The organism is Pseudomonas sp. MWU13-2100, assembly GCF_023242365.1.
GTDB lineage: Bacteria > Pseudomonadota > Gammaproteobacteria > Pseudomonadales > Pseudomonadaceae > Aquipseudomonas.
On sequence record NZ_JALLIX010000054.1, the window covers coordinates 12,522 to 30,876 of the forward strand.

The 18,355-nt window shown below is 61.7% G+C and carries 16 protein-coding genes and 1 pseudogene; 12 read left to right on the forward strand and 5 right to left on the reverse strand.

Annotated features, from left to right (window positions below; translation table 11 throughout):
* The first annotated feature begins 34 nt into the window (after nt 1-34).
* The 4 genes from M5B99_RS26550 to M5B99_RS26565 all read left to right on the forward strand — a co-directional run bounded on the left by M5B99_RS26550 (nt 35) and on the right by M5B99_RS26565 (nt 4,850).
* A complete protein-coding gene (locus M5B99_RS26550; RefSeq protein ID WP_248806844.1) occupies nt 35-670 on the forward strand; it encodes an RluA family pseudouridine synthase in 636 nt (211 codons plus the stop codon).
* Between the two features lie 211 nt (nt 671-881).
* Nucleotides 882-2,171, forward strand: coding sequence for a M18 family aminopeptidase (locus M5B99_RS26555; RefSeq protein WP_248806845.1), 1,290 nt, complete (start codon nt 882-884; stop codon nt 2,169-2,171).
* A gap of 267 nt (nt 2,172-2,438) precedes the next feature.
* Entirely contained in the window at nt 2,439-2,615 is a 177-nt protein-coding gene (locus M5B99_RS26560) for a hypothetical protein (protein ID WP_248806846.1), read from the forward strand.
* A 63-nt stretch (nt 2,616-2,678) separates the two neighbouring features.
* Nucleotides 2,679-4,850, forward strand: coding sequence for a mechanosensitive ion channel family protein (locus M5B99_RS26565; protein WP_248806866.1), 2,172 nt, complete (start codon nt 2,679-2,681; stop codon nt 4,848-4,850).
* Between the two features lie 443 nt (nt 4,851-5,293).
* On the opposite strand, the gene M5B99_RS26570 is transcribed toward M5B99_RS26565, so the two are convergent.
* Nucleotides 5,294-6,007 carry a UTRA domain-containing protein gene (locus M5B99_RS26570; RefSeq protein ID WP_248806847.1) on the reverse strand — a complete coding sequence of 238 codons (714 nt, stop codon included), beginning with the start codon at nt 6,005-6,007 and terminating at the stop codon, nt 5,294-5,296.
* 373 nt (nt 6,008-6,380) lie between these two features.
* Here M5B99_RS26570 and M5B99_RS26575 point away from each other — a divergent pair, with 373 nt between their 5' ends.
* From M5B99_RS26575 to M5B99_RS26600, 6 genes are all read left to right on the forward strand, one after another.
* A complete protein-coding gene (locus M5B99_RS26575; RefSeq protein WP_248806848.1) occupies nt 6,381-7,448 on the forward strand; it encodes an ABC transporter substrate-binding protein in 1,068 nt (355 codons plus the stop codon).
* Nucleotides 7,449-7,582: 134 nt separating this feature from the next.
* Nucleotides 7,583-8,389: an alkaline phosphatase family protein gene (locus M5B99_RS26580; RefSeq protein ID WP_248806849.1), complete on the forward strand. Its 807-nt coding sequence runs from the start codon at nt 7,583-7,585 to the stop codon at nt 8,387-8,389.
* Entirely contained in the window at nt 8,368-9,231 is an 864-nt protein-coding gene (locus tag M5B99_RS26585) for an ABC transporter permease (protein WP_248806850.1), read from the forward strand. The genes M5B99_RS26580 and M5B99_RS26585 overlap by 22 nt, the downstream gene beginning before the upstream one ends.
* Nucleotides 9,218-10,018 carry an ABC transporter permease gene (locus M5B99_RS26590; protein ID WP_248806851.1) on the forward strand — a complete coding sequence of 267 codons (801 nt, stop codon included), beginning with the start codon at nt 9,218-9,220 and terminating at the stop codon, nt 10,016-10,018. The genes M5B99_RS26585 and M5B99_RS26590 overlap by 14 nt, the downstream gene beginning before the upstream one ends.
* Nucleotides 10,015-11,004, forward strand: coding sequence for an ABC transporter ATP-binding protein (locus M5B99_RS26595; RefSeq protein WP_248806852.1), 990 nt, complete (start codon nt 10,015-10,017; stop codon nt 11,002-11,004). The genes M5B99_RS26590 and M5B99_RS26595 overlap by 4 nt, the downstream gene beginning before the upstream one ends.
* A gap of 34 nt (nt 11,005-11,038) precedes the next feature.
* Complete coding sequence (locus M5B99_RS26600; RefSeq protein ID WP_248806853.1) at nt 11,039-11,692, forward strand: HAD family hydrolase; 654 nt, start codon at nt 11,039-11,041, stop codon at nt 11,690-11,692.
* Between the two features lie 169 nt (nt 11,693-11,861).
* Here the strand turns inward: M5B99_RS26600 and M5B99_RS26605 are convergent, their stop codons facing one another.
* Nucleotides 11,862-12,824 (reverse strand): NAD(P)H-quinone oxidoreductase, encoded by a 963-nt coding sequence (locus tag M5B99_RS26605; RefSeq protein ID WP_248806854.1) that lies wholly within the window; start codon nt 12,822-12,824, stop codon nt 11,862-11,864.
* Between the two features lie 182 nt (nt 12,825-13,006).
* On the opposite strand from M5B99_RS26605, the gene M5B99_RS26610 reads away from it, so the two are divergent.
* Nucleotides 13,007-15,091 carry a carboxy terminal-processing peptidase gene (locus M5B99_RS26610; protein ID WP_248806855.1) on the forward strand — a complete coding sequence of 695 codons (2,085 nt, stop codon included), beginning with the start codon at nt 13,007-13,009 and terminating at the stop codon, nt 15,089-15,091.
* 135 nt (nt 15,092-15,226) lie between these two features.
* Complete coding sequence (locus tag M5B99_RS26615) at nt 15,227-17,029, forward strand: bifunctional diguanylate cyclase/phosphodiesterase (RefSeq protein ID WP_248806856.1); 1,803 nt, start codon at nt 15,227-15,229, stop codon at nt 17,027-17,029.
* 194 nt (nt 17,030-17,223) lie between these two features.
* Here the strand turns inward: M5B99_RS26615 and M5B99_RS26620 are convergent, their stop codons facing one another.
* From M5B99_RS26620 to M5B99_RS26630, 3 genes and pseudogenes are all read right to left on the reverse strand, one after another.
* On the reverse strand, nt 17,224-17,595 hold the full coding sequence (locus M5B99_RS26620) for a hypothetical protein (RefSeq protein WP_040065236.1): 372 nt from the start codon (nt 17,593-17,595) through the stop codon (nt 17,224-17,226).
* A complete protein-coding gene (locus M5B99_RS26625) occupies nt 17,592-17,933 on the reverse strand; it encodes a helix-turn-helix domain-containing protein (protein WP_248806857.1) in 342 nt (113 codons plus the stop codon). Before M5B99_RS26625 ends, M5B99_RS26620 begins: the two co-directional genes overlap by 4 nt.
* Nucleotides 17,934-18,046: 113 nt before the next feature.
* Nucleotides 18,047-18,226, reverse strand: a pseudogene (locus M5B99_RS26630) (hypothetical protein); the annotation flags it as partial.
* Between the last annotated feature and the right edge of the window lie 129 nt (nt 18,227-18,355).

Genomic DNA, 18,355 nt, shown 5'->3' on the forward strand with positions numbered 1-18,355 from the left:
GGCCGCCGTTGGCGTTTGTTACGAGACTGTTTTAATGCCGCTGTCCAATATCCACATCCTCCATCAGGACGCCGCCGTACTGGTGGTGAACAAGCCAACCTTGTTGCTCTCCGTCCCGGGCCGGGCCGATGACAACAAGGACTGTCTGATTACCCGCCTGCAGGAGAACGGCTACCCCGAAGCCCGTATCGTCCACCGACTGGACTGGGAAACCTCCGGGATCATCCTGCTGGCCCGCGATCCGGACAGCCACCGCGAACTGTCGCGACAGTTCCACGACCGGGAAACCGAAAAAGCCTACACCGCACTCTGCTGGGGCCAACCGGAACTGGACAGCGGCAGCATCGACCTGCCCCTGCGCTACGACCCGCCGACCAAGCCACGCCACGTGGTCGACCACGAGTTCGGCAAACACGCGTTGACCTACTGGAAAATCCTGGAGCGTTGCGGCGACTGGTGTCGCGTGGAACTGACCCCGATCACCGGGCGTTCGCACCAGTTGCGTGTGCACATGCTGTCCATCGGCCACCCCCTGCTGGGCGATGGTTTGTATGCCCATCCACAGGCCCTGGCCGCCTGGCCACGGCTGTGCCTGCACGCCAGCATGCTGAGCTTCACTCACCCGCAAAGCGGCGAACGCCTGCGCTTCGAGTGCCCGGCCCCGTTCTGAAACCCTAGCCTCCCTTCCCTGGGAACGGCATCGGGGCAAGCCCTGCTTCGGCGCCCCGGCACACATTTTCGGTAGTGCCCCGGCCCCTGTAGGCGCTGGTTTGCCGGCGATGGGGCCCGTGAGGGCGATGCAAACCTCAAGGCTCTCATCGCCGGCAAGCCGGCTCCTACAAGATACGGTAAACTTCCGGCACTGCTGTCTGGAGCTATTTATGCGCGAAGAGTTGAACCAAGGCCTGATCGACTTCCTCAAGGCCTCCCCTACCCCGTTCCATGCCACTTCCAGCCTGGTTCAGCGCCTGGAAGCGGCGGGTTACCAGCGTCTCGACGAGCGCGAGACCTGGCACACCGAGGCCAACGGTCGCTACTACGTCACCCGCAATGACTCTTCGATTGTCGCCATCAAGCTCGGCCGGGCCTCGCCGTTGCTCGGCGGCATCCGCCTGGTCGGCGCCCACACCGACAGCCCGTGTCTGCGGGTCAAGCCGCAGCCGGAACTGCAACGTCAGGGCTTCTGGCAACTGGGGGTCGAAGTCTACGGCGGCGCCCTGCTCGCCCCCTGGTTCGACCGCGACCTGTCACTGGCCGGACGCGTGACCTTCCGCCGCGACGGCAAGGTCGAAAGCCAACTGATCGACTTCAAGCTGCCCATCGCCACCATCCCCAACCTGGCGATCCACCTCAACCGCGAGGCCAACCAGGGCTGGGCGATCAATGCGCAGAACGAACTGCCGCCGATCCTCGCCCAGTTTGCCGGCGATGAGCGAGTGGACTTCCGTGCCGTGCTCACCGAACAGTTGGCCCGCGAGCACGGCCTCAACGCCGACGTGGTGCTGGATTACGAGCTGAGCTTCTACGACACCCAGGCCGCCGCGGTCATCGGCCTGAACGGCGACTTTATCGCCGGCGCGCGCCTGGACAACCTGCTGTCCTGCTACGCCGGCCTGCAGGCGCTGCTCACCGCCGACAGCGAGGAAACCTGCGTACTGGTCTGCAACGACCATGAAGAAGTCGGTTCCTGCTCCGCCTGCGGTGCCGACGGCCCGATGCTGGAACAGACTTTGCGCCGCCTGCTGCCGGAAGGTGATGAGTTCGTGCGGACCATCCAGAAATCCCTGTTGGTCTCGGCGGACAATGCCCACGGCGTGCATCCCAACTATGCCGACAAGCATGATGCCAACCATGGTCCGAAGCTCAATGCCGGCCCGGTGATCAAGGTCAACAGCAACCAGCGCTACGCCACCAACAGCGAAACCGCCGGGTTCTTCCGCCACCTGTGCATGGCCGAGGAAGTGCCGGTGCAGAGCTTCGTGGTGCGCAGCGACATGGGTTGCGGCTCGACCATCGGCCCGATCACCGCCAGCCATCTGGGGGTGCGCACGGTGGACATCGGCCTGCCGACCTTCGCCATGCACTCGATCCGCGAACTGGCCGGCAGCCACGACCTCGCGCACCTGGTGAAAGTCTTGAGCGCGTTCTACGCCAGCCGCGAGCTGCCCTGATCGCTCGACCTGGCGCCCCCTGTGGCGAGCGGGCTTGCCCGCGCTGGGTTGCGCAGCAACCCAAAAAACCCGCGACCGCGTCATATCAGGTATATCGCGGTGACCGGTCTTAGGGGGGGCTTCGCCCCCCAGCGCGGGCAAGCCCGCTCGCCACACAGCCTCACTCACGATCTCATTCACCTCCTGTATTTCTTCTAATACACATCCACCCCTCCCCCCGCCAAACCGACCTAGACTCAAGGTATTCCCCTCGACCAGGTCGTCGCCATGATCACACCCTTCGCTTTCCACACCATGCTCATTCCCATCGTGGGCGGTATGTTGATGTTGGCCATCGGCTTCAACTTTCGCGAGCGCAACGCCGGGGTCCTGTTGATCTGGGTCGGCATGCTGTTCATCCTCGCCACCGTGGTCTACAAGATCCTCGCCCAACTGAGCGATTAAATGCATTGCCCCCACGCCTGACGTACACTTCGTCGACCCGTATCATCCATGGTTGACTGCCCAGTGTTTGCCCGCCTCCTCGCCTTGCCCGCCGTTTTCTTCATCTGCCTGATGACACTCCTGCCGCTGGTCAGCGCTGACGCGGCCGGCCTGCCGAGTCTCCTGGCCAGCGCGGAAAAAACCCAACCGGCCCCCAGCGAACCCCTGGCGCAATCGCTGGATGAAGTGATCAAGAATCTGGAAAACGACCAGCAGCGCAGCAAGTTGCTGAGTGATCTGAAGAAGCTGCGCGACAGCACCAGGAAAGCCCAACCGGCCACCCAGGAAGGCGTGCTGGGGCTGATCGGCAGCACTCTCTCCGGCTTCGAAAAGCAGTTCTCCGGGGACGACAGCCCGATCAATCGCTGGTCGGAAGAATTCGACCTGGCCAAGGGCGAACTGATGGACCTGATGCTACCGGCCAGCGAATGGCTGCCGATGGTCTTTGCCTTCGCCCTGATCCTCGCACTCTGGAGTTTCCTCGCCTGGGCCATGATCTGGCTCGGGCGCCAGGTCCGCCTGCGCTTCGGCCTCAGCGAAGAACTGCCGCAACACCCACGTACCGTCGACCTGCTGCGTTTCGCCCTGCGCAAGCTCGGGCCCTGGCTGATCGCCCTGATCATCACCGTCTACATGAGCTACGCCCTGCCCTCGTCCCTGGGCAAGAACCTGGCGATGGTGCTGGCCTATGCCCTGGTGGTCGGCACCTGCTTCTCGGCCATCTGCGTGATCGCCTTCTCCGTGCTCGACGGCCAGCATCGCCATCAGGCCCTGTATATCCTCCGCCGTCGAGCATTCCGACCGCTGTGGCTGATCGGCAGCTTCGCCGCCTTTGGCGAGGCCCTCAGCGACCCACGGATGATCGCCAGCCTCGGCGGCCACCTGGCCCATACCGCCGCGACCTTCGCCAATGTCATGGCGGCGCTGTCCAGCGGACTGTTCATCATGCGCTTCCGCCGGCCCATCGCCCACCTGATCCGCAACCAGCCGCTGTCCCGGCGCCTGAACCGCCGCGCCCTGAGCGACACCCTGTCGATCCTCGGCACCTTCTGGTTCGTCCCGGCACTGATCCTGGTGGTGATCTCGTTGTTCGCCACCTTCCTCTCCGCCGGTGACACCAGCACCGCCCTGCGCCAGTCGCTGATCTGCACCGTGCTGGTGGTATTGTGCATGGTGATCAACGGGCTGGTGCGCCGCCACGCCCTCAAGCCCCATCGCGGCCACAAGCGCCACGCCCTGTACTCCGAGCGCCTGACCAACTTCGGCTACACCCTGGCGCACCTGCTGGTGTGGTTGGTGTTTATCGAACTGGGTCTGCGGGTCTGGGGCATGTCGCTGTTCCGCTTCACCGAGGGTGAAGGGCATGATGTCAGCGTCAAGCTGTTCAGCCTCGGCGGCACGCTGATCTTCGCCTGGCTGGTGTGGATTCTCAGCGACACCGCCGTGCACCACGCCCTGACCCGCTCGCGCAAGGGCCTGGCGAATGCCCGGGCGCAGACCATGATGCCGCTGATCCGCAACGTACTGTTCGTGGCCATTTTCATCATCGCGCTGATCGTCGCCCTGGCGAACATGGGCATGAACGTCACGCCATTGCTGGCCGGTGCCGGCGTGATCGGCCTGGCGATCGGTTTCGGTGCGCAGTCGCTGGTGGCGGACCTGATCACCGGCCTGTTCATCATCATCGAGGACTCGCTGGCCATCGACGACTACGTCGATGTCGGCGGCCACCTCGGCACGGTGGAGGGGCTGACCATCCGCACGGTGCGCTTGCGAGACATCGACGGGATCGTCCACACCATTCCGTTCAGCGAGATCAAGAGCATCAAGAACTACTCGAGGGAGTTCGGCTACGCGATCTTCCGGGTGGCGATCCCGTACAACATGGCCATCGACAACGCGATCAAGCTGATGCGCGATGTCGGCCAGAAGATGCGCACCGATCCGCTGCAACGGCGCAATATCTGGTCGCCGCTGGAGATCCAGGGGGTGGAGAGTTTCGAGTCCGGCAGCGCGATCCTGCGCGCCCGCTTCAAGACCGCGCCGATCAAGCAGTGGGAGGTTTCACGGGCCTTCAACCTGGCGCTCAAACGCACCATGGACGAAGCCGGGCTGGACCTGGCGACGCCGCGGTTGAGTGTGCAGGTGGTGACTACCGGGAGCGGTCCGGAAACGGAACTGCCGCCCAAATCCTGAAACCACCACAGAAATCTTGAAGGCACAGCTGTAATCTTGAGCGTTCAGTTGAAATCCCGAGCACACAACTGAAATCCTGAGTACTCAGTTGAAATCCTGAGCACACAACTGAAATCCTGAGTACTCAGTTGAAATCCTGAGCACACAACTGAAATCCTGAGTACTCAGTTGAAATCTTGAGCACACAACTGAAATCCTGAGTACTCAGTTGAAATCTTGAGCACACAACTGAAATCCTGAGTACTCAGTTGAAATCCTGAGCACACAACTGAAATCCTGAGTACTCAGTTGAAATCCTGAGCACACAACTGAACCTGTGGGAGCGGAGCTTGCCCGCGAAGGGGACCGTAAGATCGCTAAAAGCTTCGCGGGCAAGCTCCGCTCCCACACAAGCTCCACTCCCACCCTGGCTCCACTCCCACACAAGCCCGCCCGCCTGCGGGCTAGACCACATCCACCCCGACATGAATCGCATCATGGCGCCAGAACTCCAGATCGCAGTCAATCAGCCGCCCATGCTGGTCATAGTTGACCCGGGCAATCCGCAACCCCGGGCTACCCACTGACACTCGCAACGCCGCCGCAGCCTCCACCTGCAAGGAAGTCGGCACGATCTCGAACCTGACCCGCCCGTAATGCAGGTCGTAATGCCGCGCATACAGCTCGGTGATCGACTGGTTCAAATCGAACTCCAGAATCCCCGGGAAGTACTGCGGATTCAGGTAATGCTCGACATACAGCACCAGTCGCTCGTCGATCCGGCGTGCCCGGCAGATCTGGATCACGCTGGACAACGCCGGCAGTTGCAACCAGTCACACACCGCCGCTGACGCCGGTTGCAAGCGCGCCGAAATCACCTGGGTCGACGGTACCCGCCCCTGGGCGCTGACCATTGCGTGAAAGTGGCTACGCTGCATCAGGTTATAGGCCAGGCGCGGCGGTGAAATAAACCAGCCGCGACGCTCCTCGCGATAGATCAACCCCTGGGCCTCCAGTTGCAACAAGGCCTCCCGCACGGTGATCCGGGTGGTACCGAACAACTCACTGAGTTTGCGCTCGGCGGGCAATTTGCTCCCCGGTGGCAACAAGCCGTGTCCGATCTGCTCATACAGGGCCTGACCGATGGCTTTCACCGCCTTTGGTGCCTCATCACGCATCAACGTTACCTATCTGGACTAGACCAGCACTGTTTCAGGGCAGAAGCGCAGTAGATCACGGCTTCCGTGGGTTGCCTCAAGCCTAGGCAATACAGATGACTGATATGTGACAAAGCGACGAAACGGTGCATATGGACGCTCGTTCCACTAGGATCAATCCCTTTAATATCAGACAGTTAACAATGGTCTACGCTTAACTCGACAGCCATGAAGACTGCCGCAAAAAAACCTTGCAGGACTGATGCCGACATCAAAGTGTCATCCAGCAAGCTTAAATTGGCTCAGGTATTGCTGACCTAGACCAATAACGATCCAAACCACCGCACTACCTCGATAAAAATCGCCGCGTTGAAAACGCCCAAAGGAGCTTCGGATGAAACAGCTTTTCCTGGCATCACTGTTAGGCTCGACCATTGCCCTGTGCACCTCGGCCATGGCTGCTGGCACCGATTTGAAAGCACTGGAAACCGCCGCCAAGCAAGAAGGCGCCGTGAACAGCGTCGGCATGCCCGATGACTGGGCGAACTGGGCCGGCACCTGGAAAGACCTGAGCGACAAGTACGGCCTCAAGCACATCGACACCGACATGAGCTCGGCCCAGGAAGTGGCCAAGTTCGCGGCTGAGAAAGACAACGCCAGCGCCGACATCGGCGACGTCGGTGCCGCTTTCGGCCCGATCGCGGTCAAGCAGGGCGTGACCCAACCGTACAAGCCCAGCACCTGGGAACAGGTTCCGGCCTGGGCAAAGGACAAGGACGGCAACTGGGCGCTGGCCTACACCGGTACCATCGCTTTCATCGTCAACAAGAAGCTGCTGCACGGTTCCGACGCCCCGAAAAGCTGGGCTGACCTCAAGACCGGTAAATACAAGGTCTCCATCGGTGACGTGAGCACCGCTGCCCAGGCCGCCAACGGTGTATTGGCCGCTGCCCTGGCCAACGGTGGCGACGAGAAGAACATCCAGCCAGCACTGCTGATGTTTGCCGAGATCGCCAAGCAGGGTCGCCTGTCGCTCGCCAACCCGACCATCGCCACCATGGAAAAGGGTGAAGTCGAAGTGGGTGTGGTCTGGGACTTCAACGGCCTGAGCTACAAGGCCAAGATGACCAACCCGGATGACTATGTGGTGCTGATCCCATCGGACGGTTCGGTGATCTCCGGCTACACCACCATCATCAACAAATACGCCAAGCACCCGAACGCGGCCAAGCTGGCGCGTGAGTACATCTTCAGCGACGCCGGCCAGATCAACCTGGCGCGCGGCAACGCCCGTCCGATCCGTGCCGAGCACCTGACCCTGCCGGAAGACGTGAAAGCCAAGCTGCTGCCTAACGAGCAGTACAAGAAAGTCACGCCGATCAAGGATGCCGATGCCTGGGAGAAGACTTCCAAGGCGCTGCCACAGAAGTGGCAGGAAGAAGTCATCATCAACATGCAATAACGCCATCTCCCCTGTGGGAGCCGGATTCATCCGCGAAGGGGTCCTCAAGGCCGCCAAAAGCTTCGCGGATAAATCCGGCTCCCACAGCGGCTTGACTGATCGTTAGGCTTTTATCCCAGATGGAGACCCGGCTTATGCAGCACAACGTTATCCTGGTCGTGCTCGATGGCCTGAACTACGAGGTCGCCCGCCATGCCATGGGCCATCTCCAGGCTTACGCAGGCGCAGGACGCGCGGCGCTGTACAAACTGGAATGCGAGCTGCCCTCGCTCTCAAGACCGCTCTACGAATGCATTCTTACCGGTGTGGCTCCGATCAGCAGCGGCATCGTGCACAACCACGTCGCGCGACTGTCCAACCAGCGCAGCGTGTTCCATTACGCCCGCGACGCCGGCCTGACCACCGCGGCGGCGGCCTATCACTGGGTCAGCGAGCTGTACAACCGCACGCCCTTCGTCGCCGCCCGTGACCGTCACACCCGGGACGACAACCTGGCGATCCAGCACGGCCATTTCTACTGGGTCGACCACTACCCCGATTCCCACCTGTTCGCCGATGCCGAAAGCCTGCGCCTGCAGCACGCGCCGAACTTCCTGCTGGTGCACCCGATGAACATCGACGACGCCGGCCACAAGCACGGCCTCGACACCGCGCAATATCGCAACAGCGCGCGTTCGGCCGACATCATCCTCGCCGACTACCTGCAAGGCTGGCTCGACGCCGGCTACCAGGTGCTGGTGACCGCCGACCACGGCATGAACAACGACCGCTCGCACAATGGCCTGCTGGCCGAAGAACGCGAAGTGCCACTGTTCGTCCTCGGCGCTGCCTTCAGTTTCAATCCCGACGCCACGCCCCGGCAGACACAGCTCTGCGGCACGATCTGCGAACTGCTCGGCGTTCCCCATGACAAACCTGTATGCCGGGAGTTGTTGAAGTGAATTCACTCACCCGTGGCAAATGGCTGGCGGTGCTCTGCCTGGTGCCCTTTGCCCTGTTCTTTATCGTGTTCGAGATCGCGCCGCTGGTGTGGGTGCTGATCAACAGCCTGCAATCGGAAGACGACGGCTGGGGCCTGGCCAACTTCAGCAAGATCTTCAGCTCCAAGTTCTACCTCCAGGCAATCCAGTACAGCCTGGAAATCAGCTTCTGGTCCAGCATGTCCGGCATGCTCATCGCCGTGCTCGGGGCCTACTCCCTGCGCCGGGTCGACTCGCGCCTGCGGGACTTCGTCAACGCCTTCGCCAACATGACCAGCAACTTCGCCGGCGTGCCGCTGGCCTTCGCCTTCATCATCCTGCTGGGTTTCAACGGCACCATCACCATCATGTTGAAACAGGCCGGGATCATTCAGGATTTCAACCTGTACTCGAAAACCGGCCTGATCATCCTCTACACCTACTTCCAGATTCCCCTCGGTGTGTTGCTGCTCTACCCGGCCTTCGACGCCCTGCGCGAAGACTGGCGCGAGTCCGCCGCGTTGCTCGGTGCCGACGGCTGGCAGTTCTGGCGACATATCGGCCTGCCAGTGCTGACCCCGGCGTTGCTCGGGACCTTCGTGATCCTGTTGGCCAACGCCCTCGGCGCCTACGCCACGGTGTATGCCCTGACCACCGGCAACTTCAACGTGTTGCCGATCCGTATCGCCGCCATGGTCTCCGGCGACATCAGCCTCGACCCGAACATGGCCAGCGCGCTGGCGGTGGTGCTGGTGGGCCTGATGACCTTCGTGACCGTGATCCACCAGTGGTTGTTGAAGAGGAGCTACCATGTCTCGCGCTGAACCCGGCTCCGCCGCCCTGTACCACCGCGCGGTGGTCTACCTGCTGTTCCTGATTCTGCTGCTGCCGCTGGCCGGCACCCTGGTGTACTCGATGGCCAGCAGTTGGTCGGCGACCATCCTGCCCAGCGGTTTCACTTTCAAGTGGTACCTGCAACTGTGGAGCGATCCGCGCTTCCTCAATGCCTTCGGCCAGTCGCTGATCGTCTGCGTCGGCTCGCTGGTGTTGTCGGTGGTGCTGATCCTGCCGCTGCTGTTCGTGGTCCACTACCACTTCCCCCGGCTCGACGCGCTGATGAACATCCTGATCCTGCTGCCCTTCGCGGTGCCGCCGGTGGTGTCCTCGGTGGGGCTGCTGCAGCTGTACGGTTCCGGACCATTCGCGATGGTCGGCACGCCGTGGATCCTGATCGGCTGCTACTTCACCGTGGCCTTGCCGTTCATGTACCGGGCGATCACCAACAACCTGCAAGCCATCAACCTGCGCGACCTGATGGACGCCGCCCACCTGCTCGGTGCCAGCACCTGGCAGGCGGCGTTCCTGGTGGTGCTGCCGAACCTGCGCAAGGGCCTGATGGTCGCGTTGCTGCTGTCGTTCTCCTTCCTGTTCGGCGAGTTCGTGTTCGCCAACATCCTGGTCGGTACCCGCTATGAAACCCTGCAGGTGTACCTGAACAACATGCGCAACAGCAGCGGCCACTTCACCAGTGCCCTGGTGATCTCCTACTTTCTTTTCGTGCTGGTGCTCACTTGGGTTGCCAACCGCTTGAACAAGGACAAAAGCCAATGAGCTTCATCAGTGTCCAGAACCTGAAAAAAACCTACGCCGGCACCACGGTGTTCAGCGACATCAACTGCGAGATCGCCAAGGGTGAATTCGTCACCCTGCTCGGCCCGTCCGGTTGCGGCAAATCCACCCTGCTGCGCTGCATCGCCGGCCTGACCCCGGTGGACAGCGGCAAGATCCTCCTCGACGGCCAGGACATCGTCCCGCTGAGCCCGCAGAAACGCGCGATCGGCATGGTGTTCCAGAGCTACGCGCTGTTCCCCAACATGACCGTGGAGCAGAACGTCGCCTTTGGCCTGAAGATGCAGAAGGTCAATGCCGACGACAGCCACAAGCGCGTCATCGAGGCCCTCAAGCTGGTGGAACTGCACGACTTTGCCGCGCGCTACCCGCATCAACTCTCCGGCGGCCAATGCCAGCGCGTGGCCCTGGCCCGCTCGCTGGTGACCCGCCCGCGCCTGTTGCTGCTCGATGAGCCGCTGTCGGCCCTGGATGCGCGGATTCGCAAACACCTGCGCGAACAGATCCGGGCAATCCAGCGCGAACTGGGCCTGACCACGATTTTCGTCACCCATGACCAGGAAGAAGCCCTGACCATGAGTGACCGGATCTTCCTGATGAACCAGGGCAAGATCGTCCAGAGCGGCGATGCCGAATCGCTCTATACCGCGCCGGTCGACGTGTTTGCCGCCGGCTTTATCGGCAACTACAACCTGCTCGATGCCGATGCGGCCAGCCGTCTGTTGCAGCGCCCGATCAACAGCCGCATCGCCATTCGTCCGGAAGCCATCGAGCTGCGGGCCGAGGGTGAGCTGGACGCGCTGATCCGCGGTCACAGCCTGTTGGGCAACGTTATCCGGTATCGGATCGAGGCCCGCGGCGTGGAATTGGTGGTGGACGTGCTCAATCGCTCGGCCGCCGACCTGCACCCCGAAGGCCGGCGTTTGTCGCTGTCTATCGATCCCAGTGCGCTATGTGAGGTAGCCTGATGTCCTTGGAGCGTTTGAAGAGAGAGCGGTACTGATGGCCTTGGCAATTTTTGATCTGGACGACACCCTGATCCACGGTGACTGCGCCACGCTCTGGAGCGAGCAGATGGTTCGCCTGGGTTGGGTCGACCCGGAGACGTTCATGCAGCGCAACAACGAGCTGATGGACGCCTACAGCCGGGGCGAACTGGCCATGGAAGACTACATGCTGTTCAGCCTGGAGCCGATGGCCGGGCGCACCCCGGAAGAAATCGCGCACCTGGTAGAGCCCTGGGTCGAGGATGTGATCGAGCCGCTGATCTACAGCGATGCGTGCAAGGCCATTGCCGCCCACCGTGCGGCAGGTGACCGGATCCTGGTGATCTCGGCGTCCGGTATTCACCTGGTCAAGGCGATCGCCGATCGCGTTGGCATCGACGAAGTACTGGGCATCGACCTCGATGTACTGCACGGCGTCTACACCGGCCATACCGTCGGCACCCTGACCTACCGCGAAGGCAAGATCGTGCGCTTGCTGGAATGGCTGGATGCCGAAGGTGAGAATCTGGAAGGCGCGAGTTTCTATTCGGACTCACGCAACGACCTGCCGTTGTTGCTCAAGGTTGACTACCCGAATGTGGTCAACCCGGACCCGGTGCTGCGCGAGCAGGCGGAAAAGGCCGGTTGGCCGGTGCATCACTGGAAATAGGCGCTCCTTGTGAGTGCAGGCCTGGGTGGGAAGGAGCTTATGTGGGAGCGGAGCTTGCCCGCGAAGGGGGCCGCGAGATCGCTAAAAGCTTCGCGGGCAAGCTCGGCTCCCACAGTATATCCATCAAGCCCAGTTCCCACGGCAATACGCATCGGGGAAAGGTAGCGGCTCAGCCCAGCGCCGCGTCGATCGCCAGCACCAGCTTCCCCGCCACCTGATTACTCGCCAGCGCTTCAAACGCCGCCTCGGCATCCTTGATCGGGAAGACCTTGGCCAACTGCGGGCTCAAGCGCTTCTCGGCAAACAATGGCCAGACATGCTCACCCAGGTCACGCAACAGATCGGCCTTGAACTGATCGTCGCGGCTGCGCAAGGTCGAGCCCAGCAACTGGATCCGTTTGGCGAGGATCTTCGCCAGGTCCAACTGGGTTTCGCGCCCGCCCATCAGGCCGATCAGCACCCACCGCCCGTCAGCTGACAAAAGTTTCACGTTCAGCGCGGCGTAGTTCGCGCCCACCGGATCGAGGATCACATCGAAGGGCCCGAAGTCGCTCAAACCCTCGATATCGTCACCCCGCACCACCCCACCCTGGGCCCCCAGCGCCTCGCAATAGGCCAGCCGCTCGGCCGAACCGACACTCACCCAGCAGGGGTTGCCGAAGGCCTTGCACAGCTGGATCGCCGCCGAACCGACACCACTGGCACCGGCGTGCAACAGCACTTTTTCACCCGGTTTAAGCCCGGCCAACTGGAACAGATTCAACCAGGCCGTGGCATAGACCTCAGGCAGCGCCGCCGCCTCCAGCAAGCTCAGGCCTTCCGGCACCGGCAGCACATGCCGCCCGTCGACCACCACTTCCTCGGCCATGCCGCCGCCGGCCAGCAGTGCGCAGACACGGTCGCCGACCTGCCAGGACGCCCCCGGCCCGACTTCGCTGATCACCCCGGAACACTCCAGTCCCAGGACCTGGCTGGCCCCGGGCGGCGGCGGATAGAGCCCGGCTTTTTGCAACAAATCGGCGCGGTTGAGCCCTGCGGCCGCCACCCGGATCCGAACCTGCCCCACGTCGCACGTCGGACTCGGCTCTTCAACCCACTCCACTTGACCTTCAACGCCTTGCAATGCTTTCACAGTGCCTCCATAGTGAGTCTGGACTGAGCCCGTAGCTGTAGCGCCGGGCTTTTTGCATTATGCGACCGGCCCGAGGCTTGTACGAAAACTCGCAAACGCAGTTTTGGTACGCAGCCCCACGGAACCGGCGACTTTAAAGACGGCCTAATATGCGTTATCAATTGCCCCCGCGTCGAATCAGCATGAAGCATCTGTTCCCCAGCACCGCACTCGCTCTTTTCATTGGCCTTGGCATTTCCACGTTCTCGGCCAATACGTTCGCAGCCAATAGCTGGGACAATCTTCAGCCTGACCGCGACGAGGTGATTGCCAGCCTGAACGTCGTCGAGTTGCTCAAGCGTAATCACTACAGCAAGCCGCCGCTGGACAAGGCTCGCTCGGTGATCATCTATGAGAGCTATCTCAAGCTGCTCGACCCGTCGCGCAGTTATTTCCTGGCCAGCGACATCGCCGAATTCGACAAATGGAAAACCCAATTTGACGACTTCCTCAAGAGCGGCGACCTGAATGCCGGGTTCACCATCTACAAGCGCTACCTGGACCGGGTCAAATCGCGTCTGGACTTCAGCCTTGCCGAGTTGAGCAAGGGCGTCGACAAGATGGATTTCACCACCCAGGAAACCTTGCTGATCGATCGCAAGGACGCCCCGTGGCTGAAGACCACCGCCGAGCTCGACGACCTGTGGCGCAAACGCGTCAAGGACGAAGTGCTGCGCCTGAAGATCGCCGGCAAGGATCCCAAGGCGATCCAGGACCTGCTGGTCAAGCGCTACAAGAACCAGCTGGCGCGCCTCGACCAGACCCGCTCCGAAGATATCTTCCAGGCCTATATCAACACCTTTGCGATGTCCTACGACCCGCACACCAACTATCTGTCTCCGGATAGCGCGGAAAACTTCGACATCAACATGAGCCTGTCCCTGGAGGGCATCGGCGCCGTGCTGCAGAGCGACAATGACCTGGTCAAGGTCGTGCGCCTGGTGCCGTCGGGCCCGGCGGACAAGACCAAGCAGGTCGCGCCGGCCGACAAGATCATCGGTGTCGCCCAGGGTGACAAGGAAATGGTCGACGTGATCGGCTGGCGCCTGGACGAAGTGGTCAAGCTGATCCGCGGGCCGAAAGGTTCGGTGGTACGCCTGGAAGTGATTCCGGCCAGCAATGCGCCAAACGACCAGACCAGCAAGATCGTCTCCATCACCCGCGAATCGGTGAAGCTGGAAGACCAGGCGGCGAGCAAGTCGATCCTGCACCTCAAGCAGGATGGCAAGGAATACAAGCTCGGGGTGATCGATATCCCTGCCTTCTACCTGGACTTCAAGGCGTTCCGCGCCGGCGATCCGGACTACAAGAGCACCACCCGCGACGTGAAGAAACTGCTCGGCGAGTTGCAGAAGGAAGGCGTCGACGGCGTGGTCATCGACCTGCGCAACAACGGCGGCGGTTCCCTGCAGGAAGCCACCGAGCTGACCAGCCTGTTTATCGACAAGGGTCCGACCGTGCTGGTGCGTAACGCCGAAGGCAAGGTCGACGTGCTCGAGGACGAAAGCCCGGGCGCCTTCTACAAAGGTCCGATGGCGTTGCTGGTCAACCGCTTGTCCGCGTCGGCTTCGGAGATCTTCGCCGGCGCCATGCAGGACTACCACCGCGCGTTGATCATCGGCGGACAGACCTTCGGCAAAGGCACCGTGCAGACCATCCAGCCGCTCAACCATGGCGAGCTGAAACTGACGTTGGCGAAGTTCTACCGGGTTTCCGGGCAGAGCACCCAGCATCAGGGCGTGCTGCCGGACGTGAATTTCCCGTCGATCATCGACACCAAGGAAATCGGCGAAAGCGCGCTGCCGGAAGCCATGCCATGGGACACCATCCGGCCTTCGATCAAGCCGGCGATGGATCCGTTCAAACCGTTCCTGTCCCAGCTCAAGGCTGACCACGAGGCGCGCGCGTCCAAGGATGCGGAGTTCATCTTCATTCGCGACAAGCTGGCCCTGGCCGAGAAGCTGATGAAGGAAAAAACCGTGAGCCTGAACGAGGCCGAGCGTCGTGCCCAGCGCACCGACATCGACGCCAAGCAACTGGCCATGGAGAACGCCCGTCGCAAGGCCAAGGGCGAAGACCCGCTCAAGGAATTGAAGAAAGAAGACGAGGACGCCTTGCCGCCAGATCCGGACAAGAAAACCAAGCCGGAAGACGACGCCTACCTGAGCGAAACCGGGCGTATTCTGCTGGACTACCTGCGTTTGAACACGGCGGTGGCGAAACATTGAAAGATGATGGCGATTTAATGCGAAGGCGCTTCTGAGCGTCATCAAATAGTCATCATTCTGTCGTGAAATAAAGGACTGGGCATGGCTCTTGTAAAAGAGTCGGGCCCGGTCCTTTTTTTATCGACCGAGACAGCCATGACCATGACCGAACAGCTGAACGCCCTGAGTTCAATCCTGGCTCAGAATGGTCTGCACAGCTTGTTCCAACCGATCATCTCGCTGTCCGAACGACGGATCATCGGCTATGAGGCCCTCAGTCGCGGCCCGTCCAACAGTCCGCTGCACTCGCCTATCAACCTGTTCGCCGTGGCCCGCCAGGCCGGTCGCCTCAGCGAGCTGGAAATGCTCTGCCGCCTCAGCGCCTGCCGACGTTTCAGCGAACAGAAACTGCCGGGCAAGCTCTTTCTCAATGTATCGCCGGAATCCTTGCTGGAACCGACCCACCAACCCGGGCGCACACTGCAGCTGTTGCAGGACTTCGGCATCGACCCGAGCAATGTGGTGATCGAGCTCACCGAGCAGACCCCGACCGACGATTTCCAACTGCTGCAAAACGCCCTGCATCACTATCGCGCCATGGGTTTCTCCATCGCCCTGGACGACCTGGGGGCCGGCTATTCGAGCTTGCGCCTGTGGTCGGAGCTGCGCCCGGACTATGTGAAGATCGACCGGCACTTTATCGACGGCATTCACCAGGACGGGCTCAAGCGCGAATTCGTCGGCTCGATCCTGCAAATCGCCAAGGCCTCACGGGCCCTGGTGATCGCCGAAGGCATCGAGCTGCCGGAGGAGCTGGCGGTGCTCACCGAGATGGGCGTCGACCTGGTCCAGGGCTACCTGCTCTGCCGGCCCCAGGAACAGCCGCCACAGGAAGCACGCACGCTGTTGCCCAAGCTCGAGGCGACCTCATTGGCCCTCAACGAAGAGGCCGGCGACCTCAGTGCCCTGCTCAGCGTACAACCGGCGGTGGCCCTGAGCACCTCGACGGCGGATGTGCTGGAAGCCTTCCGCCGCCAGGCCAATCTCAACTCGCTGGCGGTGCTGGATGGGCACAATCACCCGTGCGGTATCGTCCACCGGCATTCGCTCTCGGAGGCCCTGCTCAAGCCCTTCGCCACCGAGCTGTTTGCCCGCAAGCCGATCAGTCGGCTGATGAGCGATGACTTCCTGGCGGTCGAGTCGAGCCAGTCCTTGCAGCAGGTCAGCCGCTTGCTCACCAGCCGGGCCCGGCAGCGGATCGAAGAAGACTTCATCATCACCCAGAACGGCCAGTACCTGGGCCTGGGCCGGGTCATCGATGTATTGAAACTGATTACCGAACTGAAGATCCAGCAAGCCCGCTATGCCAATCCGCTGACCCTGCTGCCGGGTAATGTGCCGATCCAGCAATGCCTGACCCGGCTGCTGCAACAGGCGCGCGAATCGGTGATCTGCTATGTGGATATCGACAGTTTCAAGCCGTTCAACGATATCTACGGCTACGGTCGTGGGGATGAGGTGCTGCTGTGCCTGGCGCAGTGTTTGAACGACCGCGTCGACCCGAGCCGGGATTTCGTCGGGCATATCGGCGGCGATGATTTCCTGCTGGTACTGGGTGAAGAGGATTGGCGCAAACGTCTGAATCAGTTGCTGGAGGACTTCCAGAACCAGTGCCGGCGCTTCTACCGCGCCGAGCACCTGGAGGCCGGCTGCTTCATCGCCTCGAACCGCCAGGGTCAGCGCCAGGAGTTCCCACTGCTGTCACTGTCCATCGGCGTGGTGCACCTGAAGCCCGAATCCTGTGGGCGACTGGATGCCGCGCAGTTGGCCGAGCTGGCCTCCCAGGCCAAGCATCACGCGAAAAATGTGCCGGGCTACAGCATTCATGTGATCGACAGCGAGACGATCATCGCCCCGGCGGCTGACTTGCAGACGGCTCCGACCTGGGCCAAGCCCTAAGTCGCCTCCGGCTCACGCGATCCACCTTGTGGCGAGCGGGCTTGCCCGCGCTCGACTGCGAAGCAGTCGCAAAACCAGAGTCCCGGGTACTTCTGATACACCGCGTATGCAGGTTTCAGGGGCGCTTCGCCCCCCCCAGCGCGGGCAAGCCCGCTCACCACAGGGGGGCGTGCTCGTCTCAAATACCTTTAGGGTCAGGCCTCGGCCGACTCGGGGTAATCGTACTCGAACACCCGCACCACTTCCGAAGCATGCCAGGACGCCGCGGCCACGCCGTCGGACGGGCCGGAAAAACGCCCCAACCGCTCGACACACTCGAAGAAACCGGTACGTGGCAAACGGCTCGCGCCCTGACTGATCACCAGCGAACTGCGCAACGGCTGTTCGGCCTTGGCATCCAGGGCCGCCAGGTGCTCCAGGGCCGCCGTCAGGGTTTGCATGGCCGGGCTGGGCAACTGCAAGCGCTCCAGCAAGGCACGATAGGTCAACAGATGCCGCTGGCGACGCGCCTGGTCAAGCTCACCCAGCAGCCCATCCCAGTGCTGACGACTGATGCGCACGCTCACGATGCATCCCTCCAACCCGCCACACCCAATTCCCAGGCCAGACTGCGACGAATCGCGGCGTCGGGCTCACGCTCACCGCTTTCGATCATCCCCAGGTACGAAGGGCTGATGCCCACCGTGCGTGCCAGGGCCTCCAGCGCCAGGCCCTTGGCTTCGCGCAGGCTGCGCAACTGCTCGAAGGCCGGCAAGGTATCAGCCGGCGGCGCCGGGCTTGCTGGGGGAGATTGAGGAGCTTGCTGGCTGCTCAAACCGGCAGCCTGGAGTAACGTTTGATACTGAACCCAAGGTAGAACCGCATATTCCGGTTCTCCGTCACGTGTAATTATTTGAAGATCCATCACCATACCCCGTAGGACTTTTACACATAGCGAGTCGGCGCTTTCCTTGTAGCTTAATCTTAACAGCCACCAAGGTCGCTAGGGTGTGTGTTCTTCAAGGGAATGGATCGAGATCAATTCTTTTCGTGACGTTGCAGCTGCAACTGCTCGGGCGTGTCCGGCAAATGCTCGATCGCCCGCAGTTGTTGCGGCGCCTGGCGTTCGAGCCAGCGGCGCAAAGCCGTCAGCTCCTGGTCCAGGCTATTCATCACCCAGGCCAGTAGCGCGATGTCGTCGAGCATGCCCAACACCGGACAGCGACGCCAGGTTATCCACACAACTTGTGGATAACCTTGTGAACAGAGCCACTTTTCAACGCTGAAAGCCCCGCTTTACAAGGGCCCAGCTCAGATCGGGCGTTTTTTACTCACTGAAAAAAAGCC